This window comes from Photorhabdus sp. RM71S, assembly GCF_042879355.1.
GTDB classification, from domain to species: domain Bacteria; phylum Pseudomonadota; class Gammaproteobacteria; order Enterobacterales; family Enterobacteriaceae; genus Photorhabdus; species Photorhabdus kayaii.
This window is the reverse complement of sequence record NZ_JBHFKV010000002.1, coordinates 80,085-106,475: the sequence shown is the minus strand read 5'-3', so window position 1 is coordinate 106,475 and position 26,391 is coordinate 80,085. Positions and strand designations below refer to the sequence as shown.

Annotated in this window: 18 protein-coding genes and 1 riboswitch; of the genes, 13 read left to right on the top strand and 5 right to left on the bottom strand. The window is 43.1% G+C overall.

The genetic code is table 11. The features are described from left to right. Positions 1–134: 134 nt before the first annotated feature. The 5 genes from ACGF5R_RS01545 to thiB form a co-directional block, all read right to left on the bottom strand. A complete protein-coding gene (locus tag ACGF5R_RS01545; RefSeq protein ID WP_387689393.1) occupies positions 135–2,483 on the bottom strand; it encodes a DNA polymerase II in 2,349 nt (782 codons plus the stop codon). Positions 2,484–3,160: 677 nt separating this feature from the next. Next, on the bottom strand, positions 3,161–3,631 hold the full coding sequence (locus ACGF5R_RS01540; protein ID WP_112876466.1) for a hypothetical protein: 471 nt from the start codon (positions 3,629–3,631) through the stop codon (positions 3,161–3,163). Positions 3,632–3,674: 43 nt separating this feature from the next. Beyond that, positions 3,675–4,382 carry a thiamine ABC transporter ATP-binding protein ThiQ gene (gene thiQ, locus ACGF5R_RS01535; RefSeq protein WP_112876467.1) on the bottom strand — a complete coding sequence of 236 codons (708 nt, stop codon included), beginning with the start codon at positions 4,380–4,382 and terminating at the stop codon, positions 3,675–3,677. Next, positions 4,369–5,979 (bottom strand): thiamine/thiamine pyrophosphate ABC transporter permease ThiP, encoded by a 1,611-nt coding sequence (thiP, locus tag ACGF5R_RS01530; RefSeq protein ID WP_387689390.1) that lies wholly within the window; start codon positions 5,977–5,979, stop codon positions 4,369–4,371. Before thiP ends, thiQ begins: the two co-directional genes overlap by 14 nt. After that, positions 5,955–6,968 (bottom strand): thiamine ABC transporter substrate binding subunit, encoded by a 1,014-nt coding sequence (thiB, locus tag ACGF5R_RS01525; RefSeq protein ID WP_387689388.1) that lies wholly within the window; start codon positions 6,966–6,968, stop codon positions 5,955–5,957. The genes thiP and thiB overlap by 25 nt, the downstream gene beginning before the upstream one ends. Positions 6,969–7,040: 72 nt before the next feature. Next, a riboswitch (TPP riboswitch) is annotated at positions 7,041–7,145 on the bottom strand. A 113-nt stretch (positions 7,146–7,258) separates the two neighbouring features. Between thiB and rppH the strand changes: the two genes are divergently transcribed. From rppH to recD, 13 genes are all read left to right on the top strand, one after another. Continuing rightward, a complete protein-coding gene (gene rppH / locus ACGF5R_RS01520) occupies positions 7,259–7,789 on the top strand; it encodes an RNA pyrophosphohydrolase (protein ID WP_112876470.1) in 531 nt (176 codons plus the stop codon). Between the two features lie 9 nt (positions 7,790–7,798). After that, on the top strand, positions 7,799–10,045 hold the full coding sequence (gene ptsP / locus ACGF5R_RS01515; RefSeq protein WP_112876471.1) for a phosphoenolpyruvate--protein phosphotransferase: 2,247 nt from the start codon (positions 7,799–7,801) through the stop codon (positions 10,043–10,045). Between the two features lie 75 nt (positions 10,046–10,120). After that, on the top strand, positions 10,121–10,996 hold the full coding sequence (gene lgt / locus ACGF5R_RS01510) for a prolipoprotein diacylglyceryl transferase (RefSeq protein ID WP_112876472.1): 876 nt from the start codon (positions 10,121–10,123) through the stop codon (positions 10,994–10,996). Then, positions 10,993–11,787 carry a thymidylate synthase gene (thyA, locus tag ACGF5R_RS01505; RefSeq protein ID WP_112876473.1) on the top strand — a complete coding sequence of 265 codons (795 nt, stop codon included), beginning with the start codon at positions 10,993–10,995 and terminating at the stop codon, positions 11,785–11,787. Before lgt ends, thyA begins: the two co-directional genes overlap by 4 nt. Before the next feature lie 196 nt (positions 11,788–11,983). Then, positions 11,984–12,106 carry a hypothetical protein gene (locus ACGF5R_RS01500; RefSeq protein WP_255566856.1) on the top strand — a complete coding sequence of 41 codons (123 nt, stop codon included), beginning with the start codon at positions 11,984–11,986 and terminating at the stop codon, positions 12,104–12,106. A 358-nt stretch (positions 12,107–12,464) separates the two neighbouring features. Next, positions 12,465–12,980, top strand: a complete 516-nt coding sequence (locus tag ACGF5R_RS01495; RefSeq protein WP_112876474.1) for a prepilin peptidase-dependent protein — start codon at positions 12,465–12,467, stop codon at positions 12,978–12,980. A 42-nt stretch (positions 12,981–13,022) separates the two neighbouring features. After that, positions 13,023–13,610, top strand: a complete 588-nt coding sequence (locus ACGF5R_RS01490) for a prepilin peptidase-dependent protein (RefSeq protein WP_112876475.1) — start codon at positions 13,023–13,025, stop codon at positions 13,608–13,610. Positions 13,611–13,615: 5 nt separating this feature from the next. Further along, complete coding sequence (locus ACGF5R_RS01485) at positions 13,616–14,083, top strand: YgdB family protein (protein ID WP_112876476.1); 468 nt, start codon at positions 13,616–13,618, stop codon at positions 14,081–14,083. Beyond that, positions 14,080–14,451 carry a prepilin-type N-terminal cleavage/methylation domain-containing protein gene (locus ACGF5R_RS01480; RefSeq protein WP_112876477.1) on the top strand — a complete coding sequence of 124 codons (372 nt, stop codon included), beginning with the start codon at positions 14,080–14,082 and terminating at the stop codon, positions 14,449–14,451. The genes ACGF5R_RS01485 and ACGF5R_RS01480 overlap by 4 nt, the downstream gene beginning before the upstream one ends. After that, positions 14,444–17,833 carry an exodeoxyribonuclease V subunit gamma gene (recC, locus tag ACGF5R_RS01475; protein WP_262981493.1) on the top strand — a complete coding sequence of 1,130 codons (3,390 nt, stop codon included), beginning with the start codon at positions 14,444–14,446 and terminating at the stop codon, positions 17,831–17,833. Before ACGF5R_RS01480 ends, recC begins: the two co-directional genes overlap by 8 nt. A 15-nt stretch (positions 17,834–17,848) precedes the next feature. Next, positions 17,849–20,752, top strand: coding sequence for a pitrilysin (ptrA, locus tag ACGF5R_RS01470; RefSeq protein WP_387689383.1), 2,904 nt, complete (start codon positions 17,849–17,851; stop codon positions 20,750–20,752). Further along, positions 20,752–24,357 (top strand): exodeoxyribonuclease V subunit beta, encoded by a 3,606-nt coding sequence (gene recB, locus ACGF5R_RS01465; protein WP_387689537.1) that lies wholly within the window; start codon positions 20,752–20,754, stop codon positions 24,355–24,357. Before ptrA ends, recB begins: the two co-directional genes overlap by 1 nt. Continuing rightward, positions 24,357–26,210 (top strand): exodeoxyribonuclease V subunit alpha, encoded by a 1,854-nt coding sequence (recD, locus tag ACGF5R_RS01460; protein WP_387689381.1) that lies wholly within the window; start codon positions 24,357–24,359, stop codon positions 26,208–26,210. The genes recB and recD overlap by 1 nt, the downstream gene beginning before the upstream one ends. Positions 26,211–26,391 lie beyond the last annotated feature (181 nt).

Sequence of the window (26,391 nt, the reverse complement as noted above, 5' to 3'; positions counted from 1 at the left end):
TTTGATCTAACGGAGATAATGGGTAGACAGCAAGACACCCCGTCAATCCCCTTATCACTCGTCAAAGGGGCGATATGTTAATGGAAGCAAAGCCGGTCGTCACCTGCAAAAAATAGTAATCAGCCAAATAGTAATTAGCCAAAAGGCATTACCATCTGTCCGGTGAGTAAAGTTATAAAATCATCCTGTAAAAACGGCAGGATAGCATCAGCGATAGGCTGAAGTTGCTTATTGATATAGTGATCATAGTCTGGTGATGAATGCAGATTTTCCAGTGGTTCCGGCCCGGATTGTGTCATGACATAGCTTATCCACCCCCCATTTTGGTACTGCAAGGGCCGGTTATGTTGCAGATTGTATTCATCTGCCAGCCTTGCTGCCCTCACATGGGGTGGTACATTGCGCTGATAGTCAGACAACTTACGGCCCAACCTTTTACGGTAGATTAGTTTATCATCAAATTTTCCTTTTAGGGTACTGGTAACATAACTACGGATAAACTCTTGATAAGGTTGTTCATGAAAAATCAGTGAATACAGTTGCTTCTGGAAATTTTGCGCCAGAGGTGTCCAGTCAGTGCGTACTGTTTCCAGACCTTTATAGACCATGCGGTCATCACTGAGACCGGCATAACGCTTTTTACTGCCTTGTTCAGCTCCACGGATGGTTGGCATCAGAAAACGGCGATAGTGAGTTTCAAATTCCAACTCAAGGGTGCTTTTAAGCCCAAAATGTTCTTGCAGGTGTTTTTGCCACCATTGGTTAACGAATCGCGCAAGTTCTTTGCCGATACTGAGAGCCAGTTCTTCTTCATGCGCCTGTTTCAGCCATATAAAGATAGAATCTGTATCACCGTAGATAACTTGATAGTTTTGAGATTCAATCAGCTTTCTGGTCTGGAGCATAATTTCGTGGCCGCGCATAGTAATGGAAGACGTCAGGCGTGGGTCGAAGAAACGACAGCCCTCCGCCCCAAGAACGCCGTAGAAAGCGTTCATGATGATCTTCAATGCTTGTGACAATGGGGCGTTATGCTGTTTTTTTGCTGCGTCACGTTCATGCCAGATTTGCGTCACGATATCAGGCAGACAGTGCTGAATACGGGAAAAGAAGGCATTGCGAAAACCGGGAACCGCATGCTCGCTGTCCGGCTGTGCCAGACCTTCCACCATACCGACAGGATCGATAAGAAAAGTGCGGATAATCGAGGGATATAGACTTTTATAATCCAGCACTAGCACTGAATCATACAAGCCGGGGCGAGAATCCATCACGAAACCACCGGGGCTGTTATCTTCAGGCTTCCCGCCTGGATTTGGGGCAACATAACCGATGCGGTGCATTTTTGGCATGTAAAGATGGGTGAAAGCGGTGACTGAACCGCCACTGCGATCTACGGCGAGACCGGTAACTGTTGCCCTTTCCAACAGGAACTTCATTAAGTGGGTTTTATCGAAAATCTGGTTTACCAGAATACAGTCTTGCAGATTATATTGTGCCAGTGCGGGCTTATCTTGCTGGAAACGGCGGTCAATCTCATCCATACGCTGATAGGGTGTATCAATGGCTTTGCCTTCGCCCAATAGTTCTTGCGAGACATATTCCAGACTGAAAGAAGGAAAATTCCAGGTAGCGGTTTTCAGTGCTTCAATACCATCAATAATCAACCGACCGGCCGTGGAAACGAAAAAGTGCCCCGGTTTAAAGCCGTGCTCCCGCCACTCCAGTAACCCTCCGGCCCGTCCAAATTTCAGTGGAACACTGTAACGTTCAGCATGTTTTTGTAAAATCCGCAGATCGAACTGAATCAGGTTCCAGCCAATAATGGCGTCAGGGTCATATTTTTCCAGCCACTCGTTGAGTCTTTCCAGCATTTGCGGACGACTTGCTACATATTCCAAGTCAAAATTTACCGGGTGCTCATTACCGTTAGCAGGGCCAAGCATAAATACTTTTTGCTGATCACATCCTGCTAATCCAATGGAATAAAGTTCTCCATGTTGGCTGGTTTCAATATCCAAGGATACCCATTTCAATGTTGGGCGATAAGCCGGGTTAGGTTTCATCTGATAGCTACCATTAGGCGCCTGACTGAACCAGATGGGAGCAGTGATAAAACGTTCCATCATAAACCTGTCTGGTGGACGGATATCTGCTTCATAAACCTGAATTTCCTGTTGCTGTAGCACTTTCTCAATTCGTTGTAATTGGCGATATTGCTGGCAATAAAGCGCGGCAACAGGCTGGCGATTGAAATCCTTCAATGAAAGTGGGCGGAGATGGTAGTTGCGCTCTTGCGCCAGAACTTTTTCCACCTGCGGCATATTAACTTGCAAGATAAAAGCAACAGCTTGTTGGTGAAGAATTTTTATATGACGTGGCCCCTGATCTGTCACCAGCCAGTATTCCACCTCAATACCCGAGGGAGTATCCCGCCAATGGCGTGTCAGTATAAAACCTTGTTCAGCATGATTCTGTTGCATATAGAGGCAGGCGCTTATATTTGTTGAAAATGACCACAAATATAGCATTAGATAATGGTTATTTGTACAGTTGTTTGAACTCGCTATATCGTGATGTGATGTATACCCGTTATCTTTCAAGTTGCCTCTTTGTTGGCTGCACTCACTCACCCCGGTCACATAGTTATCTATGCTCCCGGGATTCGCTCCCTTGCCGTCGCGCTGCATCTTGAAATCCATTGGGTATAGATATTATTTTTGTTCTTGTAAGTTTAAGTTATTTATGGGGGTTATAATAAAGTTAAAAGGCGGGTTAAACTTATAAAACCGCTAGGTTAGACATCATTACGCTTATCCCGTCTAGCAATAAAGCATAAATCTAGCGTAGTAAGTATAGAACCAATAAAGAGCAAAGACAGCGGAAAAAACGAAGTAAATCACAGATCTGACTTTGTTTTTTTTAAATAAAACGAATGATTTGTAGAAACATGCAATATAAAAAGGGATAAGCGGAGTTAAAATAAATAAAGGAGTTATTATATCAATGCCGCCTTCTTTATATTGCCAAAGTTCACAATCAACATAACCAAAATCGAAATAAGGTTCCTTAATATTAAAGGCAAATCCGTTAATAATAAGGAAAGATAAGAATGACAATACTACGAATGTTATAATATCTGTAAATTTTATTTTCATTTTTATCTATTCAATAAATTATCTATATGATCTAGTCGATTATATACAGCTTCTCCGTATGAGACCCATTCATCTTCAGCTAATGTCCTTTGCCCTTTTGATTTGTAAATTGCTTTAATAAAATTGTCTTTTTTTCTTGTTATTCCTCGATTATATCTAGAACCCACCATAATATACTGTTCTTTTGTTAAGTTGCTAGTATCTGCATTAGGATAATCATAGAGAATTAAATCCTTTAAATGTCGAGCGACCATTTTAATATTAAATTCATCAAGTTGTAGGCAAGTTGCAATTTCTAACTGATCCCTAGTGGTTAATGTGTTTGAATCAAACCCCATCATATCGGCTACATGTCTTATCTGCATTGCAACTATACCAGTAGAGGTTTCATTTGAACCTTTATGGCGAGTTTTATTAATATTAAAAGCCTGCTCGTTCCATTGCCTCATTGCAATAGTATTTAATTTCCACATATCCTGTTCCCGTTTATTTTGATAGCGATGACATTAATAACGCCTAAATAGAAGCGACCTTCCTCCCCAAAATAGCAGCTTCAGAAACAGTACCGGCAACCAGTGCATTTGTTGAACCGTCATAATGAATATTGCCATCAACAATTAATAGAGCGCGATCAGCTATACGAGCGGCATCATCCAGATTATGGGAAACCATCAATAATGTAAGCTGGCGTTCATGGCAAACTTGTTCCAGTAATACCAGCATTTCATTACGCAGTGCCGGATCTAGGGCTGAAAAAGGCTCGTCAAGTAATAAAATTGGTTGCTGGCGTACTAGGCAACGAGCTAATGCTGCTCGCTGTCGTTGTCCACCAGAAAGTTGAGCTGGCAGACGGGTTAGACAATTTTCCAACGAAACTTGAGAGACTATTTGCTGTAATGTCTGTTTCTGCATGCTATTAAGGCGTAATCCGGGATGTAAACCTAGCCCGATATTCTGCTCAATTGTCAAATGAGAGAAGAGATTATTTTCTTGAAACAACATAGAAACCGGGCGTTGAGCAGGTGACGTACTGGTATGATTTTCCCCGTTCAGCCATAGGGAGCCTTTTTCTGCTGTTTGGAAGCCGGCGATTAAGTTCAGGAGTGTACTTTTACCCGCCCCACTAGGGCCTAGGATTGCGATACGTTCTCCGGCCTGAATTTGCAAGTCAAAGCGCATCGCCAGATGTTCATTGCGGTAAGTCAGATTTTCAAGTTTGAGCATTACGTGGTCTCGGTAAGCGTTCAAGTAAACTAAACAGCATAAAGCATAACAATAACAGCAATAAGGCAGTGATCGCGCCATCCTGACTACGATAAGCCCCAATTTGCTGATAGAGGTAGAAGGGCAGGGTACGGAAATCTTCATTACCAAACAGCGCGACAATGCCAAAATCTCCAACGGAAAGGACACAAGCAAAGGCCAGCGCTTGTACCAGCGGAACTTTTAGTGCTTTTAGTTCAATCCAGCGTAGTCGGTTAATACCTTGAATATTCAGGGAGCGACACAGTGGATTATAGCGAGCCGCCAGATCTTTCATTGGATTATCCAGAACTTTCAGTGCATAGGGAATTGCCATCAGTGCGTTGGTTAAAATCACCAGACCGTAGGGTGAACGGGGCAGGCCGACGGTATCGTTGAGCAACAGAAAGAATCCTGTTGCCAATACAATGCCTGGCGTAGAGAGGATCAACAAACCACTCATCTCCATTGCTTGTCCCCAGTGAGGAGAATAACGCAGGTACAGCTCACGGCTGCTCCACAGCAGCATCATAGTGAATAAAACACATAATAATCCCGCGCCTAAAGCAATCACCGCTGAGGTGATAAATGCTTGCCACAATGCAGGCTGGCGTAATACGTTAAGCAACCCGCTGTTAAGGCCATCCACGACAACCGCCAGCAATGGTGGCACGAGTAGTAATAATGCTGCGATAATTAACAGACTGTCGCAGATTTTTCTCAACAAAGTATCCTGTGGATTACGCCATTGCTGTTGGTTGCTGTAGCCGACAGATAGAGCACTGTTAAGTTTCTGACTGAGGAGCACAAGGCCAAGGCAGCAGGTAATCTGAATTAACGCCAGTAACGCGGCACGGTTAAGATCGTAGTCATAGCTTAACGCTTGATAGATTGCCAGTTCGACAGTTGTTGCAGCAGGTCCGCCACCTAACGCCAGCACAGTAGCAAAACTGGCGAAACAGAGCATAAAAATCAGTGCGCCAGTGGGCAGGATCTGGCGGCGTAGATAAGGCCATTCAACAAAACGGAAATGTTGCCATTCATTCATACCTAGCTGCGCCGCTAATTGCCGTTGTTCCACCGCAATGTTTTCCAGCGATTGCAGTAAAAGCCGTGTTGCCAGTGGCATATTAAAGAAAATATGTGCCAGCAAAATGCCTGGTAAACCGTAAGGGGTGAAGTGGTAATCGATGCCGATCCATTTGCAGAACTGAGCCAGCCAGCCGGCTCTGCCATAAACCGTCAGAATGCCGAATAGAGCGACTAGCACGGGCAAAACCAGCGTCATAGCGCACAGGCGCAGAAAGAGGGTTCGGCCTGGAAAATGACGGCGATAGAGTGCTCTGGAAAGAAAAATAGCCGGAATAACAGAAAATAGCGCTGATAAAAAGGCTTGCCAGAATGTGAAGCGTACCACGTGCCACAAATAGCGATCTTCTATCAATAAATACCAGTCACTTGCAGGTGAATTAAACCAGAGCGTTCCGAATGCCAGTAAGGCGACCAACAGTAAAAAACCGGCGGCAATCGCCCCCGGTAACAGCCATCCGGCTATCAGCGGCTGACAGCGCTTTGCCATGTACGAATCCATTGGTTACGGTATTTTGCGACTTCTTCCGCGCGATATTGTAGAGATTTTGCGGGTATGGAAAGCTGCAAATATACTTCCGGGAGTGGGATATCAATGACCGGATACATCCAGTTAGTGGTTGGAATTTCCTGTTGGAAAGTTGGAGTCAGCATAAACTGCATAAATTTCTGAGCAAGTTCCGGTTGCTTGCTGGAGGCCAGTTGTGCGGCCACTTCGATTTGAAGGTAATGACCTTCACTGAATGTAGCCGCAGCGTAATTGTCATTCTTCTCAGATAACAGGTGGTAACCCGGTGAAGTGGTGTAACTCAGCACCAGATCGCCTTCTCCTTTGAGGAACAGACCATAAGCTTCGCTCCAGCCCTTGGTAACGGTCAGCGTTTTCTTTGCCAGTTTTTGCCAGGCTTGTGGGGCATCATCACCGTAAATTTTCTGCATCCATAACAGCAAACCTTGCCCCGGTGTGCTGGTGCGAGGATCTTGATAAATCACTTTCCAGTTATTGTGGCTGTTAATTAGCTCATCCATGCTTTTTGGCGGGTTTGGTAAAGTCTTTTTGTTGTAAATGAAGGCAAAATAGCCATAGTCATAAGGAATGAATACCTTGTTATTCCATGACACCGGCAGTGTCAGTTTGCTGGTATCTACTTGACTTTCAGTAAACAGCCCCGTTTGTTGGGCTGCTTGAATCAAGTTGTTATCCAACCCAAGAATAATATCGGCAGCAGTACGCTTGCCCTCCATTCTTAGGCGATTGAGCAAGGAAACACCGTCTTCCAGAGCAACCAGTTTCAGCTCACAGTGACATTCAGCTTCAAACGCTTTTTTAATTGCGGACCCGGGTCCCCATTCAGTGGCAAAAGAATCATAGGTATAGACCGTTAATACTGGCTTGGCCTGTACAACTTGACTTAATAGCAACGCAGGAGCTGATAGGGCTGTCAGTACGATTAATTTGGAAAATAACGTCTTAAACACTTTGCTCTCCTTAAATTAAGAGGATTGGCAAAGGATTTGAGGAAGCGCTAAACGGCAAGATAACGTCTGTGAAATAGTTAGCAGCTCAAATCCCTACGCCGGTATTAGCCGGATCAGGTTCGGCGGGTTTACTCTCAGCAAGGCTGTTTTAAACAGCCAGCACCCCGTTGAGATGGCGCTATTGTAGAGATTTAGCTAGCGACTGCAAAGTCCAATGATAGAGGTTTACCACTTGAGGGTAGTGTGAAACAATTAGTCATCTTTCAAATTTAGTTTATCGAGGTAGTCTGGTGATCGATGATGATGGCTACCGCCCGAATGTAGGAATTGTAATTTGTAATCGGCAAGGCCAGGTTTTGTGGGCCCGGCGTTATGGGCAGCATTCCTGGCAATTTCCTCAAGGGGGAATTAATCCGGGGGAATCACCAGAACAGGCTATGTACCGGGAACTGTATGAAGAAGTGGGGCTAGGTCGGAAAGATGTACGCATTCTGGCCTCTACTCGTAATTGGTTACGTTACAAATTACCCAAGCGTTTGGTGCGTTGGGATACACGACCTGTCTGTATTGGTCAAAAGCAGCGATGGTTTTTATTACAACTGCTCTGTAATGAAGAAGATATTAATGTGCAACACAGTAATACCCCGGAGTTCGATGGTTGGCGTTGGGTCAGCTATTGGTATCCTGTTCGGCAGGTAGTCTCTTTTAAGCGTGATGTTTATCGGCGCGTGATGAAAGAGTTTGCTTCGGTTGTAATGCCAATGCAGGAAAGCGTATCTCTGCCACGTTCTTCGTATTTTTACCGCCGCAAAAGAAGTTAGGTGAGTTCCATGCTCATGCGTTTACGGGAAATTGTTGAAAAAGTTGCTATGGCAACCAATCTGGCCGAAGCGCTTGAGCTATTGGTGAACGAGACCTGTCTGGCAATGAGCACGGATGTCTGTTCTATCTATCTTGCTGATCATCAACGGCGGTGTTATTACCTGATGGCAACCCGAGGGTTGAGGAAACCCCGAGGAAGGACTATCAGTTTGGCTTTTGGTGAAGGAGTTGTCGGGCAAGTTGGCCAATTGTCTGAACTGATTAATCTGGCGGATGTCCGCAGCCATCCAAGTTTCAAATATTTGCCTCAAGTTAAAGAGGATAGCTTTCGCGCCTTTTTGGGCGTTCCCGTGGTTTACCACCGTCAGTTGCAAGGTGTTTTGGTCGTTCAGCAGCAGGAACAACGCTTGTTTAATGAAACCGAAGAGTCCTTTATGGTGACGCTTGCGACACAACTCGCGGTGATCCTTGCTCAAGCTCAGACTAAAGGCTTGTTTGGTCGATATCGGCAGACCAGAATTAAAGCATTGGCAATTTCCAATGGCATCGTGATGGCTCAGGGATGGCAAGATTGCTCCCAACCCTCACTTGACCAAATTTTTGAAGCCTCAACCCTTGATCATGCAGCAGAACGTTCTCGTTTAATTCAGGCACTGGAAGATGCAACAGCAGAATGTCGTCGGCTCAGTAAACGTTTTACCGCGGGTTCTCAAAAAGAGAGCGCCGCGATTTTTGATCTTTATTCCTACCTTTTGAATGATCCCCAGTTGAAACAAGATCTGTTCTCCTGTGTTGAACAGGGCTCTGTTGCGCAATGGGCTGTTAAACAAGTTATTGAGAAATACGCAGAACAATTTTCCTGCTTGCAGGATGCTTATATGCGGGAAAGAGCATCAGATTTACGGGCACTTGGACAGCGATTATTATTTCATCTGGATGATTCACTTACTGCCAGCCATCAATGGCCTGAATGGTTCATTCTGGTTGCAGATGAACTGAGTGCTAACCTATTGGCAGAAATGCCGCAGGAAAGGTTAGCAGGGGTTATTGTTCGTGATGGCGCTACTCATTCACACTCTGCCATATTGGTTCGAGCAATGGGTATTCCGGCCATTATGGGGGCGGATGTCCAGCCGGAACTCCTGAACAATCGTATGCTAATTCTTGATGGTTTCCGTGGGGAAGTTTTCATTGAACCTGAGCCACTGATTTCGCAGGAATATAAACAGATTATCGAAGAAGAAAAAGCACTTAGCAGACTGGCTGAGGGAGATGTTGAGCAGGAAGCACGGTTAAAAAGTGGCGAGCGCATTTTGGTTCAGCTTAATGCGGGTTTGAGCCTGAAATATGAGTTGCAGATCAGTAATAGTATTGATGGTGTTGGACTCTATCGCACCGAAATACCCTTTATGCTGCACTGTGGTTTCCCATCAGAAGATGAACAAAAAGCGCGTTATCAGGAGATGTTACAATTATTTCCCGATAAGCCAGTGGTATTGCGTACACTTGATATTGGTGCGGATAAACAACTGCCCTATATGCCGATCAGCGAAGAGAACCCTTGTTTGGGATGGCGTGGTATACGAGTGACGCTGGATCAACCGGAGATTTTTCTTATCCAACTGCGGGCAATGCTCAGAGCTAACGCTGATATGGGTAACTTGAAAATCCTGCTGCCAATGGTGACGAGTGTAGAAGAAATTGATGAAGCTAAGCGATTGGTAGACAGAGCGAAAGAGGAAGTCGAGCAAATGCTGGCGCGCCAAATATCTATGCCTCAGCTCGGTGTCATGATTGAGGTTCCTTCGATGATTTTTCTGTTGCCACAACTCAAAAACAGAGTCGATTTTGTGTCTATTGGCACCAATGACCTAACACAATATCTATTGGCAGTGGATCGGAATAACACTCACGTCGCTTCTCTTTATGATTGCTTACATCCGGCGGTGATTCGGGCATTAAAACTGGTATTTGAAAATAGCCAGCGGGCAGGTCTTACGATCAGCATTTGTGGTGAAATGGCAAGTTTCCCTATGGGAGCGCTGTTATTGATTGGTCTTGGCTATCGCAGTTTGAGTATGAGTGGTTGTAGTGTGCCAAGAATTAAGTATTTATTACGTCATCTGGAGCTGGCTCAGGTTGAAAAATTAATGACCGAAATACTACAAGCTGAAACCAGCCTAAGAGTAAAGGAGCTGTCAGCAACGTTTATGGAGCAGCATGGGGTGGGCGGTTTGGTCAGAGGTGGCATTTAATCCGTTTAACGGCCTGTGCTATGATTCTCAATCAATTGCCTTAGGGCATTAACGCTAAATATTAAGTGGGGAAAGATGAGTAACAGCTACCTGGCATTTCCTAATATTGACCCGGTCATTTTTTCAATAGGTCCAATAGCCCTCCATTGGTATGGTTTCATGTACCTGGTTGGGTTTGTATTCGCCATGTGGCTAGCGACACGCAGGGCAGCGAAACCCAATAGTGGTTGGACAAAAAACGAAGTAGAGAACTTGCTTTATGCAGGGTTTGCTGGCGTATTTGTCGGTGGCCGTCTAGGTTACGTCCTGTTTTATAATTTCCCGGCATTTCTCGATAACCCCCTTTATTTGTTTAAAGTTTGGGATGGTGGGATGTCTTTCCACGGTGGTTTAGTGGGGGTTATCTGCGCAATGTGGTGGTTTGGCCGCAGAACGAAACGCCATTTCTTACAAGTTGCTGACTTCATTGCCCCGTTAGTCCCTTTTGGTTTAGGCATGGGGAGAATCGGTAATTTTATTAATGGCGAGTTGTGGGGACGTGTCACATTGGATACGCCGTGGGCGATGTTATTCCCAAGCTCCCGTGGTGAAGATATTGCACTGGCTGCAACAGATCCCTCACTGTTATCAGTACTTGAACAATATGGTGTTCTGCCTCGTCATCCTTCACAGCTTTATGAAATGGTGTTGGAAGGGATCGTTCTGTTCATTATTTTGAATTTATATATCCGTAAACCTCGGCCGATGGGCAGTGTTTCCGGTTTATTCTTAATTGGCTACGGTATTTTCCGAGTGATAGTCGAGCTCTTCCGCCAACCAGATGCGCAACTGGGCTTATTCGACGGGATCAGTATGGGGCAAATTCTTTCTATACCAATGATTCTGGCGGGAATATTAATGATGATATGGGCATACAAACACCAAGGTAATAAGGTACAAGAGGTAAAATGAAACAGTATCTGGACTTAATGAAAAGAGTGCTTGCAGAGGGCACTCCGAAAGCAGACCGCACTGGGACGGGGACACTCTCGATTTTCGGGCATCAAATGCGTTTCAATTTACAGGATGGTTTTCCGCTGGTCACAACTAAACGTTGCCATATCCGCTCAATTATTCATGAACTTCTCTGGTTCCTGCATGGTGATACCAATATTAAATATCTGCATGAAAATGGAGTGACTATTTGGGATGAATGGGCGGATGAAAATGGTGATTTAGGGCCGGTATATGGTAAGCAATGGCGCGCATGGGGGGCTGCGGATGGTCGCCAGATTGACCAACTAAAAACCGTACTGGAACAACTTAAAAGCGATCCAGATTCACGTAGGATCATTGTTTCAGCTTGGAACGTTGGTGAACTAGATAACATGGCATTAGCGCCATGCCACGCTTTCTTCCAGTTTTATGTCGCGGATGGCAAACTTTCCTGCCAGCTTTATCAGCGTTCCTGTGACGTATTCCTTGGCTTACCGTTCAATATTGCCAGCTATGCATTGCTGGTTTATATGATGGCGCAACAGTGTGATCTAGAAGTGGGTGATTTTGTCTGGACTGGTGGTGATACCCATCTTTATAGCAACCATATGGAGCAGACAAAGTTACAACTCAGCCGTGAGCCGCGTTCACTGCCAAAATTGGTGATAAAGCGTAAACCGGAATCACTTTTTGATTATAAATTTGACGACTTTGAAATAGTCGATTATGACCCGCATCCAGGAATAAAGGCTCCGGTTGCTATTTAGTTGTTTGGTTATTAGCAATAATCTGGAGGGAGACTATTGAGTATAAATTGTCTCTCTTTTAATTTTGATGATATAAACACAGACATGCAGAAGTAGAGAAAAAAGGCCATCAACTATTTTTCAAAAGAAAATTTCTCAGAAGAACGTCAGAGATCTGCTTGGCAACTCAGAGTATTTGGAGCGTAGGATGTTTATCATGAAAAATGAGATATCTGAATTGAAACGTGAGAAAGATCAAGCCGATATAAACGCAGAACAGCAGGCGATAGCGTTGCTTAAAATCGCCATGCATCTTGAAATCCATAGGGTATATATTTAAAACATTGAACGCTATACTTAATAAAATATTCTCAATTAATTATTTTCTGGTCTGATATTATTTATTTTTATAGAATAAATTAATAGTAATAACATCCTTATGTCAAGCACTCAATCTTTTCTTTATTATATTCATGAAACTTCTTCCTCATAGCCATATAAGCTTACAATGCATGACAATAATAATAAATAAAAATCGCTATTCTTATTGGTTTTTGCGAAGCTCTACGCAATTTAAATGTAACAATGATAAACTATTATTTTTTTTATTGACGCACTCTCGCATAAAATTCAATTATGTATTTATTCTGTGTTTAAAATGAATAAAATGTTTTACGAAAGGAAATAAGGAATTATCAATGGTAAGTAATATGAATATAATCGATCATTATAATATTGATAATCAATCAGGTTTTTCTTTATTGGAATTGATGATCGTTATTGTTTTGGTTTCAATATTTTCCTTATGGGGTGTGCAGGAATGGGGCGATCACCAGGAAAGAGCCAGGTTACAGGAATCAGCACAGAAGATATTGACATTTATATCCAGGCAACAATCTTTGGCAAATTATTTGAACAAAAGGGTGATATTGTGGTTGAAAACTGGAAAAAACTGGTGCATAGCGCTCTCTAATTCGGTATTGGCTAATTGTGATTTAGAAAATGTTGAGGGAATAAGTTCCCCCTATCAGGATGTTATTATTAATTCAGCAACTAAGGATCAGATAGAGTTTCATGGAATAAGAAACACCATGATACCTGCGAGTTTTACTTTGGCGAATTCCGCAGGTGAAATATCCATTATTTTTTCTTCACGAGGTAGGATGAGATCATGTAGTAATAATAAGTTTAATCAAATTCCAGCTTGTGATTAATTATAATTTTTCTACTAAAATAATTGATACTTTATTGGAATAATGAAAAATAAAAATCAATCTGGAATGACATTATTAGAGGTTATTGTAGCGATGGCTATTGGTAGTATTATCTTACTAGCGATTGCTAAAAGTTATCCTATTTTAACTAAACAAATAATGGAGTTATATCAGAGATATCGTTTAGGTTATTTTGTTAAACAAACATTACATATTATAGAAAAGGATATTCGCCGTGCTGGATATTGTCAGCATTATTGTGATGGAAAGCCAATATTCATCGATAATAAAAGTGATGAGAGTGAGGATTCATGCCTGATTATTGCATACGATCTTAACATCAATAACCAATGGGAGCCGCCAGAACACAGTGAATCAGAATTCTTTGGCTATCGTCTTAGCAATAAGTCAGTAGAGTGGAAAAGGGGGGCGGGTAACTGTCAGGAAAATGGCTGGGAAAGGCTGTTTGATCCAAATGAAATAGTGGTAGATTCCTTTAAAGCTGAAAAATTACCGGCAAAAGATGGCTTAGTTTTTATCAAATTGGTGCTTATTGCACATTGGTTTAAACATCCATCGATAAACTACCAATATCAGTCAGTAATACGTTTGCGCAATATCAGGGGATAAGTACCGTGGCTGAGCATTCTCCACATGTCTGTTTTCAATATCAGCAAGGTAATGTATTGCTCATTTCAGTGCTGATATTACTGGCCGTTAGCCTGATGATGTTAAAGGCTTTGCATCATCATCTGGATAACGCTTTAATCATGATGGTCGATGAACGCAGATATCTAAAAGCTTTTCAGCAAGCAGAATCTTCATTGGCATGGGGAATTGCTCAGTCATGGTCACTTGATAGTAATAAAACAGAAGAGTGGTATTGCCAGCAACAACAAGAATTTCATTTGACCAGTTGTTTAAAAAGGCAATCGAGTCATTTTTTTCTACTGAAAGGTATGGCTGATGTGGCATCCGGGCAATCTGTTGGATTATATCAATGGATGAAATTACACTCATCTGGTGGAAGTGATTCCCTTATTCCGGTAGAGAGTGGTTGGCTGGATTTTTGTCCTGAGGTAGATGTGGGATTTTGTTCATGAAGTCAGAGCTTTTTTATGAGCATCAAGCAGGCATGAGTTTGCCCGAAGTGATGATTGCTGTTATGGTCTTTTCGGTCTCTTTATTGGGATTAATGCGTTATCATCAGGCGTTATTATTTGGGTTTCAGCAACATTGGCAGCAATCAAAGGCGGATAAATTATCTTATGGATATCTGGAACAATATGAATTAATTGCAGGTCAAAATGTTTTACCAGAAATAACATTGCCACCGGGATGGCATGCTGAATTTCAGACAGCCTATCCGTTGTCTGGCTGCTATCAGCTTACAGTTATAGTGACAACGCCTTATAATCAGCAAAGTAAAGCAAGCCGATTGATTTGTTCAAATGGGAGTTCTGATGTTTAAGGTTTATCATTCTAACCAATTAGATCTTCTTAAGGAATTGATAGCAATATTGATCGGGGGTAACCCACTGACTGATCCATTTGCGCAGGAAGTCATTTTGGTACAAAGCCCAGGTATGTCACAGTGGATGCAAATCCAACTGGCCGAAAGAATAGGCATATCAGCTAATATTTCATTTCCGCTTCCCGCTACGTTTATTTGGGATATGTTTACCAAAGTATTGCCTGATATTCCTAAAGAGAGTGCTTTTAGTAAAGATGCTATGACATGGAAATTGATGGCGTTATTGCCTCAATTGCTGCCGGAAGCGGAGTTTGTCGCACTCAGGCACTACCTTGATCAAGATTTTGATAAACGGAAGATTCATCAATTAGCTGGACGGGTTGCTGATCTGTTTGACCAATATCTCGTTTATCGTCCGCAATGGTTGGAAAGTTGGCAGCAAGGTCAGCTTATTGATGGCTTGAGTGATAATCAGTTGTGGCAGAAAAGATTATGGCTGGAACTGACGAAATATACTCACCAGTTACAACAACCCCAATGGCATCGTGCTAATTTGTATCAGCGTTTTATTTCGATGCTGGAAAATAATACTGAACTGGAAAATAGTACTGACTTTTCAGCTTGTTTACCGAAGCGGGTATTTATCTGTGGTATTTCTGCCTTACCACCGGTCTATTTACAAGCTTTACAGGCATTGGCACGGCACATTGATATTCACCTGATGTTTACTAATCCATGTAAATATTATTGGGGAGATATTCAGAATTATGCTTTTTTGGCAAAACTGAGTAGCCGTAAACCACGTCATTATAAGAGCGAACAGGAGCTGGAATATTTTAAAGATCCTGGTAATGCTCAATCATTGTTTAACGATGACGGTGAACAAGATGTAAGTAATCCCTTGTTGGCATCGTGGGGACGGTTGGGCCGTGATAATCTCTATTTATTGTCGCAGCTTGAGCAGAGTTCGGATATTCACGCTTTTGTTGAATTAGAACAGGATAATCTATTACATCAATTGCAAAGGGATATTCTCTATCTGGAAGATCATGCCCAAATTGGTTCAACAAAAGAAACATTTGAAAACAGTTTGAAAAAAAGAGTACTTGATCCGTTGGATCGTTCTTTATCTTTCCATGTTTGCCATAGCCCTCAACGTGAAGTGGAAGTTTTACAGGATCAGCTATTGAGATTATTGGAAGATAATCCATCGCTGACGCCAAGGGATATTATTGTGATGGTCGCAGATATTGACAGTTATACTCCCTATGTTCAGGCAGTATTTGGTAATGTCTCTGTTGAACGCTATATTCCATTTGCTATTTCTGATCGTAAAGCCCGTCAGGCACATTCGATTTTACAGGCATTTATTACACTGCTTGATTTACCTCAAAGCCGTTTTACAACAGAACAGGTTTTAGCATTGTTGGAAGTACCCGCGCTGGCGAATAAATTTGACGTACATGAAGATGGTTTGCGTTTATTAAGACGTTGGGTTGAAGAATCAGGCGTTCGTTGGGGGCTGGATGACGATAATGTCGAAGAGCTATCTTTACCGGTGACAGGCCAGCATACATGGCGTTTTGGACTGACCCGAATGTTATTGGGTTATGCAATGGATAGCCGGTCGGGCCCTTGGAAAGAGGTATTGCCTTATGATGAATCCAGTGGTTTAGCTGCGGAGCTTGCCGGCCAATTGGCTGAATTTTTAATGCAATTAAGCTATTGGCGCAAAATTCTTGCTGAGAGCCGAGCATTAACAGGTTGGTTACCTGTCTGCCAGCAGTTGCTGGAAACATTTTTTGTATCAGATAATGAGACTGAATTAGTACTGGCAATGATAGAACAGCAATGGCAAAAAGTCATAGTCAATGGCTTGAATGCCCGTTATCAGGAAAGTGTGCCATTAGTTTTATTGCGAGATGAATTGGCACTTCAGTTTGATAATGAAAAAATCAGTCAGCGTTTTCTCGCCGGATCTGTCAATTTTTGTACTCTAATGCCGATGCGTTCTATTCCCTTTAAGGTTGTCTGTTTATTGGGAATGAATGATGGTATCTACCCCCGTTCAATTCCACCGCTTGGATTTGATCTGATGGCGGAAAAAGGTCAGAGGGGAGACAGAAAACGGCGGGATGATGACCGTTATCTATTCCTCGAAGCCTTGATATCTGCCGAACGGTTTCTCTATATCAGCTATATTGGTAAGTCTATTCGTGATGATACGGAATGTAATCCTTCCGTGTTGGTGAATGAATTACTGGATTATGTTTGCCAAAGTTTTTGTTTACCGGGAAATGAAAAACTGAATGTTGATGAAAGTGCTACCCATGTTAGAAAACATCTGTTGTATCTTCATGCCCGCGTTCCATTTGCACCGGAAAATTTTATACCGGGCAGTTATCAGCAAAGCTATGCCGGGGAGTGGTTACCAGCGGCAACTGAGCAAGGTGCAGCATACGCTGAATTTTGCCAATCTATTGAAATGGTGCAAATTCAAGAAATTACACTTGATAATTTGAGCAGTTTTTACCGCCATCCCGTTCGGTTTTTTTTCCAACGTTGCTTGAAAGTAAATTTCGTTATTGAAGAAACGGAATTACCAGAGGAAGAACCTTTCGTTTTAGATAATCTTCAACGTTATCAGTTTAATCAGCTATTGTTGAGTGCGTTAATTGAACAGCAATCGCCTGAACCACTTTTCGATCGGCTGCGTGCTGCTGGAGGATTACCTTTTGGTGCTTTTGGTGAGGTTTATTGGTTAAGACAGCAAAAAGAGATGCAGCCTTTGGCGGATAAAATTCGTGAACAACAAATGGAAACTTTATCTGTCGATTTACATCATGATTTAGGCCAGGTGATTCTGACGGGGCGTATTAATAAGGTACAACCGGATGGTTTGCTACGTTGGCGGCCTGCCAGTTTGACAGCCAATGATGGTATGCAATTGTGGATTGAGCATCTGGCTTATTGTCTGACAGGTGGTGAGGGTGAAAGTCGCAGCTATGGGCGTGATGGCAACGAATGGCGTTTTGCTCCTGTACCTTCAGAGCAAGCTAAAGATTATCTGAATCAATTGATTGAAGGCTATCAGCGAGGAATATCCGAGCCTTTACCGCTGTTTTGTAAAAGTGGTTGGGCGTGGCTTTCAGCATGTATGAATAAAGAGACTGGTGAGATTGATGATAGTGATGAAATTCAATCAAAAGCTGAAAGCCAGTTATTGAAAGCATGGCTTGGAGATCAAGGACGCAGAGGCGAAGGGGATGATCCTTATATTCAGAGGGCTTTCAGGCAAGTGGATAAATCATTTTTGGCAAAACTTAAACAGGAAGCGCTCAGTTATTTGTTACCGATAGCGCGATATCAGAATACATAGGGAGAATATCAAATAATGCATAAACATTTTGTTCGCATGATAACTGTGATGTTCCTGCTTTTTTGGGGAACGGAGAGTTATGCGCAAACACCACAATCACCACAACTACAGTGGCAGCTACTGCAAGAGACAATTTATAAAAGCGAAAATGATCATCGTCAGTATCAGGGAATCAGATTGGCAAACAATATGACGGTCTTGCTGGTATCTGATGAGAAGGCAACCAAATCTCTGGCAGCGGTAGCAATTCCGGTTGGTAGTATGGAAAACCCTGACAGCCAGCTCGGGCTTGCACATTATCTGGAACATATGGTTCTGATGGGATCTGAACATTATCCACAATCAGGTGATTTATCTGAATTTTTGCAAAAACATGGTGGTAGCTATAATGCCAGCACGGCTTCTTACCGCACGGCTTTTTATCTTGAAGTAGAAAATGAAGCGTTAGCTCAAGCCACAGATCGTCTGGCTGATGCACTGGCTGAGCCGTTACTTGACCCAGTGAATGCAGATCGGGAGCGAAACGCGGTTAATGCAGAGCTGACAATGGCGCGTTCGCGTGATGGGATGCGGGTTGCTCAAATACGAGCAGAAACGCTGAATCCTAAGCATCCCAATGCCCGTTTTTCTGGTGGTAATCTAGAAACATTGAAAGATAAACCAGGGAGTCAATTACAGACAGAACTGGTGGATTTCTATCAGCGTTATTATTCAGCCAATCTGATGAAAGGTGTCATTTACGGTAACCAGCCTATCGATAAACTGACTCAAATTGCTGTTGATACTTTTGGTCGGATACCTGACAGAAAAGCGAGTGTGCCGCTGATTACTGTTCCGGCAGTCACGGAAAAAGAGAAAGGCATTATCATCCATTATGTTCCTGCTCAACCGCAAAAGGCATTGCAACTGGAGTTCAGCATTGACAATAACAGTGCTGATTTCCGCAGTAAAACTGATGAATATCTTGGTTATGTGATAGGCAACCGTAGCCTGAATACATTGTCAGACTGGCTGCAAACTCAAGGGTTAGCAGAAAGTATCAGTGCTGGTGCGGAACCTATGGTTGATCGTAACAAAGGTATCTTTTTTATTTATGTGACGTTGACAGACAAAGGGCTTGCGCAACGGGATCAGGTTGTTGCGGCTATTTTTGCTTATATTAATTTATTAAAACAAAAAGGCATCCAGAAAAGTTATTTTGATGAGATCGCAAAGGTTTTGAATCTGTCTTTCCGATATGGCTCCATTGTTCGTGATATGCATTATATCGAATGGTTATCGGATACTATGTTGCGGGTTCCTGTTTCCAATGTACTTAATGCCGGTTATTTGGCTGATGACTATGACCCGGAAGCAATCGCCAACCGACTTGATGAATTGACTTCTGAAAATGCGCGTATCTGGTATATCAGCCCAAAAGAGCCGCATAATAAACAGGCTTATTTTGTTCAGGCACCTTATCAGGTTGATCGAATTACATCTCAGCAGCGAGTTAAATGGCAGCAATTAGAGGCACAGATGAGCTTTTCTCTGCCAGCACCAAATCCTTATATTGCTGATGATTTGAAGCTGATAAAAGCAGACAAGAGTCAAAAACATCCAGAGATGATTCTTGAACAACAAAGCGTTCGCCTGTTCTACATGCCGAGCCAATATTTTGCTGATGAGCCTAAGGCTAGCATTACGTTAGATTTACGTAACGCAAAAAGTTTGGATAGCGCCCGTGAGCAGGTCACTTCCTCTTTACTTGATTATTTGGCAGGGCTTTCCCTTGACCAGCTTAGTTATCAGGCTTCTGTTGCTGGAATGAATATTTTTACGAGTTCATCACAGGGAGTGCAACTAGGAGTAAGTGGTTACACTCAAAATTTGCCGGAACTTTTAACCTCTTTAATCAGTAATTACATAGCATTTACGCCAACTGAGAGTCAACTGGAGCAAGCTAAGTCTTGGTATCGTGAACAGATAGAAGTTTCCAATAACGCTAAAGCTTATGAAATGACTATGCAGCCGTTGAAGCGCCTTTCTGTGGTGCCATATACGGAACAGTCTACTCGTCTGAAGGTGCTGGAAACTATCACTATTCAGGATATTGTTACGTATCGTCATGAAATGATAAAAAATGCTGCTTTGCAGATGATGATCATTGGAAACTTGACCGAACAACAGAGCAAAGTGATTGCCGAATCTGCTCATAACCAACTAGCAAATCAAGGAAATGACTGGTGGATTGGGGATAAGGTGGTGATTGATAAAAATTACCCGGTCAATTTCCAGCGCGTTGGCAGTAGCACAGATGGTGCTTTGGCAGAGGTTTATATTCCGACAGGTTATAACCGTATAGAAAGTTATGTTTATTCCAGTTTGTTGAGCAATATGCTCCAACCGTGGTTCTATGATCAATTAAGAACAACAGAGCAACTGGGGTATGCGGTGTTTGCTTTCAATACCAGTGTGGGGGAACAGTGGGGGTTGGGGTTCCTGTTACAAAGTAATAGTAGGCAACCAAAATATTTGAATCAGCGTTATCAAGATTTCTATCAGAACGCCGGTAATAAATTGAAAGCAATGTCTCAAGCTGATTTTGAACAGTACAAGAGTGCGCTGATTAATGAAAAGCAGCAACCGCCACAAACTTTCTATGCCGAAGTTGCCCGCTTCTCTGGTGATTTCAGCCGCAATAACTTTAATTTTGATAGCAGAGATAAAATGCTTGAGATTCTAAAGAAAACTACACAACAGCAACTGATTAATTTCTATCGGAATGCGGTAATCGAACATCGGGGGCTGTCATTAATTTCACAAGTGATTGGTAAATCAGGAAACTTGGATGGATATGCGAAATTGAAAGGTTGGAAAATCTATCAGAATGTGACTGAATTTCAGAAACGGTTACCTGTTGAGGTAAGAGAGCAGTGATCACAGAGATATCTGTTCACAGGCTTAATGTATTAACTCTGCCGCTGAATGGTCAGCGGCTGATCGAGGCATCGGCCGGGACGGGTAAAACTTACACTATCGGTATCTTATATTTGCGTCTTTTACTTGGACTGGGAAAAGATGCTGCTTTTTCACGACCTTTGAGTGTGGAAGAGATTCTGGTGGTTACTTTTACTGAGGCAGCAACAAATGAGTTACGTGGGCGTATCCGTGAAAATATTCATAAACTTCGCCTCGCTTGTATTCGAAACGAAGTGGAAGATGCAGAACCAGCCTATCAACAGCTATTGGATGAAATCCCAGATAAAGGGAGGGCGGCTATCTGGTTACTGGCTGCAGAGCGGCAAATGGATGAAGCGGCGATTTATACTATTCATGGTTTTTGTCAGAGAATGTTGGCACATAATGCTTTTGAATCTGGGATCTTGTTTGAACAGACATTAATTCAGGATCAACAGCCATTAGAACGGCAGGGGTGTGCCGATTTCTGGCGGCGCCATTGTTATCCATTGCCGTTATCAATGGCACAGGTAATCAGTCAGGAGTGGAGTGGGCCTGAAGCTCTGATGGCTGAATTACATCCTTATTTACAAGGGGATATGCCATATATTGTTAATGCGCCGGACAGTGATGAAACGTTGTTAAGTCGCCATGAAAAAATTATCCAGTTGATCAGCGATGTTAAATACCAATGGAATGAAGTTGCTGGAGAATTGCACGATTTAATTGCGGGCTCTGGTGTTGATAAAAGAAGTTACAGTAGTAAGCACTTACCAAATTGGTTGAATAGTGTCTCGGATTGGGCTCAAGCGCCTACAGAGGATTATCTGTTGCCAAAAGCATTGGAGAAATTCCGACAGTCGGTATTGGCAGAAAAGACAAAAAAAGGTGAGGTGCCTGAACATTCACTTTTTGTGGCGATAGATGATTTATACCAGCAACCACTCACTTTACGTGATTTGATTATCTCCAGAGCTATTACTGAGATTCGCCAGTCAATCCGTCAGGAAAAATTAACACGTGGTCAGATGGGGTTTGATGATTTACTTACCCGTCTTGATGATGCTCTGAAAGGCCCTGGCAGCGATTTGCTTGCTGAGACTATCCGTCGGCGCTATCCGATTGCGTTGATCGACGAATTTCAGGATACCGACCCACAGCAATACCGGATTTTTCATACCATCTATGGCAGTCAGTCTGAAAATGGGTTGCTGTTTATCGGCGATCCTAAACAAGCTATTTATGCATTTCGTGGCGCAGATATTTTCACTTATATTCGTGCCCGTTCTCAGGTAAGTGCTCACTATACTCTGGAAACAAACTGGCGCTCAGCCTATTCAATGGTACAGGCAGTAAATAAGCTATTTATGCGTTCGGAAAACCCATTTTTGTTTGAGCAGATCCCTTTTATTGAGGTTTCCGCGGCAGAGAAAAATCGAGCACTTTCTTTTCGTTATGACGGCGAAGGACAGGCTGCATTAAATTTCTGGTTACAACCAGGAGAAGGTGTTTCTACTGGAGATTATGAGCAAACGATGTCACGGCTCTGTGCTGCGCAAATTCGTGATTGGTTGCAGGCAGGTAGTGAAGGGCGGGCTTTATTACATAAAAGTGAAGGTTCTCGACCTGTGACGGCTGCTGATATTACGGTTTTGGTGCGTAGCAGAAAGGAAGCTACACTGATCCGTAATGCACTTAACCTGTTATCTATTCCTTCTGTATTTCTTTCTAACCGAGAAAGTGTATTTGCTACCGCGGAAGCCAAGGATATTCTCTGGTTATTACAAGCGGTGTTATCACCAGAGAAAGAGCGGGTTTTGAGAAGTGCGCTTGCCAGTGGTTTGTTTGGTTTGACCGCTCGACAGATAGACAAACTAAATCATGATGAGAAGGTGTGGGACCAGTTAGTTGATGAGTTTGATGGCTACTTTCGTCTGTGGCAACGCCGTGGCGTGTTACCTATGTTACGAGCGGTAATCGCCAACCATCATATTGCTGAGAACCTGCTTGCCAGTTATGACGGTGAACGGCGTTTGACAGATGTGATGCATATTGGTGAGTTGTTGCAGGAGATATCTTTACAACTTGATAGTGAACATGTAGTCACCCGCTGGTTGGCTCAGCAAATCTCTCATCCTGATCCACAATCTGAAAATCAGCAGATGCGGCTGGAAAGCGATCGTCATTTGGTACAAATTTGTACTATCCATAAATCTAAAGGTCTGGAATATCCGCTAGTATGGCTGCCATTTGTCTGTAATTTCAGGGAGCAGAAGCGGGCGATATATCATGATCGTACAAGCTTTAATGCTTGCCTCGATATCTTTCCTGACGACGAGACGATTGAGCTGGCGGAACAAGAGCGATTGGCAGAGGATTTACGTTTACTCTATGTCGCATTGACGCGTTCTGTTTACCATTGCAGTGTCGGCGTGGCTCCGCTGATAAAAGGCAATAAGAAAAAGATCGGCGATACTGATCTGCATCAGTGTGCTCTAGGCTACCTGTTGCAAAAGGGAGTAAAAGGGGATGCTGATTTTCTGGCAACATCGCTTAAAGAATTAAGTGGGGATGGCATCGTTGTATCATCAATTAATGATACTGATGGTCATCCTTGGCAATTGCAAAGTAAAAATGATTTAGTCCTGTCGGCCAGGCAATTTAAACGCAGAGTTCAGGATGAGTGGCGTATTACCAGTTATTCTGGTTTACGAAACTCTATGGTTCATCGTGGCAATGCTTCCGCTTATTTTGCTGGAGAAGAATCTATTGACGTAATTGTCCAGTCGATTGCGCCAAAGCTTGATGTTGATGCTAGTGGTGAAAAGCAGTTAGCAGAGCAACCTGAAATGACACCCCACACATTCCCTCGGGGAGCTTCCGCGGGGACTTTTTTACACGCTATTTTAGAAGAACTTAATTTCAGCCAATTACCTGATGAGAAATGGTTGGTAGAACAATTGCAATCAGCCGGATTTGATGAACGCTGGAGTGGGACATTACAGCAATGGATGGCCGATATTTTTACCATTCCATTGAATGATGAAGGAGTGCAGTTGGCAAAAATTCCGCTGCATCATCAACAGGATGAAATGCAGTTTTATTTGCCGGTTGAGCAACTTTTGCGATCTCAGACGTTGGATACACTGATGCGTCGTTATGATCCGATTTCTGCTCGTTGTCCCCAACTGGAATTTCAACAGGTGAAAGGGATGCTGAAAGGGTTTATTGATTTGGTTTTCTGTTGGCAAGGCAAATTCTACGTGCTTGATTACAAATCAAACTGGTTGGGAGAGGAGAGTCAGGCTTATACCCGTCAAGCAATGGAAATTGCCATGATTGAGCATCGTTATGACCTGCAATATCAGCTTTATACACTGGCATTGCATCGTTACTTACGTCACAGGCTGGCTAATTATGATTATCAACAACATTTCGGCGGCGTGATTTATCTGTTTCTGAGGGGGATAGATAAGCAACAGCCGGGGAATGGTATTTTCAATTGTCGGCTATCGGCTGAATTTGTTGATGCTTTGGATCTGCTTTTCAGTGGTAATGAACAGTCTGAAAAAGAGAAAAATTGATGATTTCGTTATTACAACAGGCAGTAAACCTCAGACTTTTGCGTTCATTGGACTTACAGTTTGCTCATGCATTGATTGAGGATAAAGATCCTGTTTTGTTGTTGGTGATGGCGTTGTTGAGCGCCGAAACTGGTACCGGGCATGTTTGCCTGCTGGTTAATCGGATAACGCCAGAATATTTTTTTGATGGGCGACATCGTGAATTTGCAGAGCAATTATGGCGAGCTGCGGGAAAACCTGATGAGCAGAGTTTGCTGATAGCACTGGAAAATTGTGCTGCTGTTAGTGATGGATTTCAACCAACGCCTGTGGTGCTTTCCCATGACCGGCTTTATTTGCAGAGAATGTGGCAAAGTGAATGTCAGGTGGCGGCTTTCTTTTCCGGCAACCAACCAACCGATAATATTCAGGAACAGCAACTGAGAACTGTTTTAGATGAATTATTCATATTGCCTGAGGAAACGGTGGATTGGCAAAAGGTGGCTGCGGCTGTCGCGGTGACTAGCAGAATTTCGGTTATTTCTGGCGGACCGGGAACCGGAAAAACAACGACAGTTGCTAAGTTATTGGCTGCCTTAATCAAACTTAATCCTGATAAAAAGCAGGTTATCCAACTGGCAGCGCCGACTGGAAAGGCAGCTGCCAGATTGACCGAATCTCTTAATAGTGCGGTCAGAAAATTGCCTCTGACGGAGAAACAGTTTGCATATATGCCAGATCAGGCGCAGACGATTCATCGGTTGTTGGGAGCTCAACCTGATAGCCAGCGATTGCGCTATGACCGGGATAACCCATTGAATCTGGATGTGCTGGTGGTGGATGAAGCTTCAATGGTGGATTTACCCATGATGGCTAGGTTGATTGATGCATTGCCACCGAAAGCGAAAATTGTTCTGCTGGGTGACCGAGATCAATTGGCATCAGTGGAAGCAGGCGCGGTGTTGGGTGATATTTGCCGTTTTGCTGAACTGGGATACAGCATAACGAGGGCACAACAACTAAGCAGATTGACAGGATGTCGGTTAGTTGCGGGTGATCAGCAAAATATTCCAGAGGTTCGTGAACATTTATGTCTTTTACGCAAAAGTTACCGCTTTAATGTAGATTCTGGAATTGGTCAGTTGGCTGCGGCTGTTAATCAGGGAAAGAGTCGGCAAGCTCTCTCTATTTTGCAGCAACTGTTGAAGGATATCTGTTTTTACCCATTGTCCGACGATGAAGATTATCAGCGGTTGCTGACAGAAACGGTATCGGGTTATCACGCTTACTTGTGTCTGGTGGCAAAGCAGGCACCTGTCAAAGAGATTTTAGATGAATTTAACCGCTATCGTTTGTTGTGTGCACTTAGAGAAGGGCCATTTGGTGTCGTTGGGCTTAACGAGCGTATAGAACAGCTATTGCATCGTCAGGGGCTTATTCGTCGCCCAGTCGGGACTTTCAGCCGTGGTTATGCAGGCCGCCCCATCATGATATCGCGTAATGACAGCACACTGGGCCTGTTTAATGGTGATATCGGTATTATGCTCAGAGACGAAAATCATGAACTGCGCGCTTATTTTCAGCTGCCTGATGGACAGATTAAAGGAATCCAGCCAAGTCGTTTACCACAACATGAAACTGCGTATGTGATGACCGTACATAAATCGCAGGGCTCAGAATTTGACCATACAGCTTTAGTATTGCCAACGCAGTTTGTGCCGGTTGTCAGCCGTGAACTGGTTTATACAGCGATAACCCGTGCCAGAGAAAAACTAACTCTTTATGCACATGAAGCGGTATTGCGTCAGGCAATCCAGACGCCAACTCAAAGGCGAAGTGGATTAGCAGAGCGTCTTAGCTTACAGGTGGATTAGCGCTTGCCCAGATAGACTAATTTGTGCAAAAAAATTTATATATTAATGATGCGGTCATATCTTCCCTGACGTTTTTTGATCGCTATTTGCGCAGCTGTTGGATTGGGCTTTTTAAGCCTGACAAGTATATCATTAATTGTTTTAATGAATTTTCTGATTTGCCGTACTAACTTCGGTAAAT

What these genes read in the sequence shown, in the direction of transcription:
- ptsP (WP_112876471.1), top strand. Translation starts at nt 7,799, where the DNA reads ATGCTCATGCGTTTACGGGAAATTGTTGAAAAAGTTGCTATGGCAACC.
- thyA (WP_112876473.1), top strand. Translation starts at nt 10,993, where the DNA reads ATGAAACAGTATCTGGACTTAATGAAAAGAGTGCTTGCAGAGGGCACT.
- ACGF5R_RS01545 (WP_387689393.1), bottom strand. Translation starts at nt 2,483, where the DNA reads ATGCAACAGAATCATGCTGAACAAGGTTTTATACTGACACGCCATTGG.
- lgt (WP_112876472.1), top strand. Translation starts at nt 10,121, where the DNA reads ATGAGTAACAGCTACCTGGCATTTCCTAATATTGACCCGGTCATTTTT.
- ACGF5R_RS01495 (WP_112876474.1), top strand. Translation starts at nt 12,465, where the DNA reads ATGGTAAGTAATATGAATATAATCGATCATTATAATATTGATAATCAA.
- thiP (WP_387689390.1), bottom strand. Translation starts at nt 5,979, where the DNA reads ATGGCAAAGCGCTGTCAGCCGCTGATAGCCGGATGGCTGTTACCGGGG.
- thiQ (WP_112876467.1), bottom strand. Translation starts at nt 4,382, where the DNA reads ATGCTCAAACTTGAAAATCTGACTTACCGCAATGAACATCTGGCGATG.
- recD (WP_387689381.1), top strand. Translation starts at nt 24,357, where the DNA reads ATGATTTCGTTATTACAACAGGCAGTAAACCTCAGACTTTTGCGTTCA.
- recC (WP_262981493.1), top strand. Translation starts at nt 14,444, where the DNA reads ATGTTTAAGGTTTATCATTCTAACCAATTAGATCTTCTTAAGGAATTG.
- ACGF5R_RS01480 (WP_112876477.1), top strand. Translation starts at nt 14,080, where the DNA reads ATGAAGTCAGAGCTTTTTTATGAGCATCAAGCAGGCATGAGTTTGCCC.
- ptrA (WP_387689383.1), top strand. Translation starts at nt 17,849, where the DNA reads ATGCATAAACATTTTGTTCGCATGATAACTGTGATGTTCCTGCTTTTT.
- ACGF5R_RS01540 (WP_112876466.1), bottom strand. Translation starts at nt 3,631, where the DNA reads ATGTGGAAATTAAATACTATTGCAATGAGGCAATGGAACGAGCAGGCT.
- ACGF5R_RS01490 (WP_112876475.1), top strand. Translation starts at nt 13,023, where the DNA reads ATGAAAAATAAAAATCAATCTGGAATGACATTATTAGAGGTTATTGTA.
- ACGF5R_RS01500 (WP_255566856.1), top strand. Translation starts at nt 11,984, where the DNA reads ATGAAAAATGAGATATCTGAATTGAAACGTGAGAAAGATCAAGCCGAT.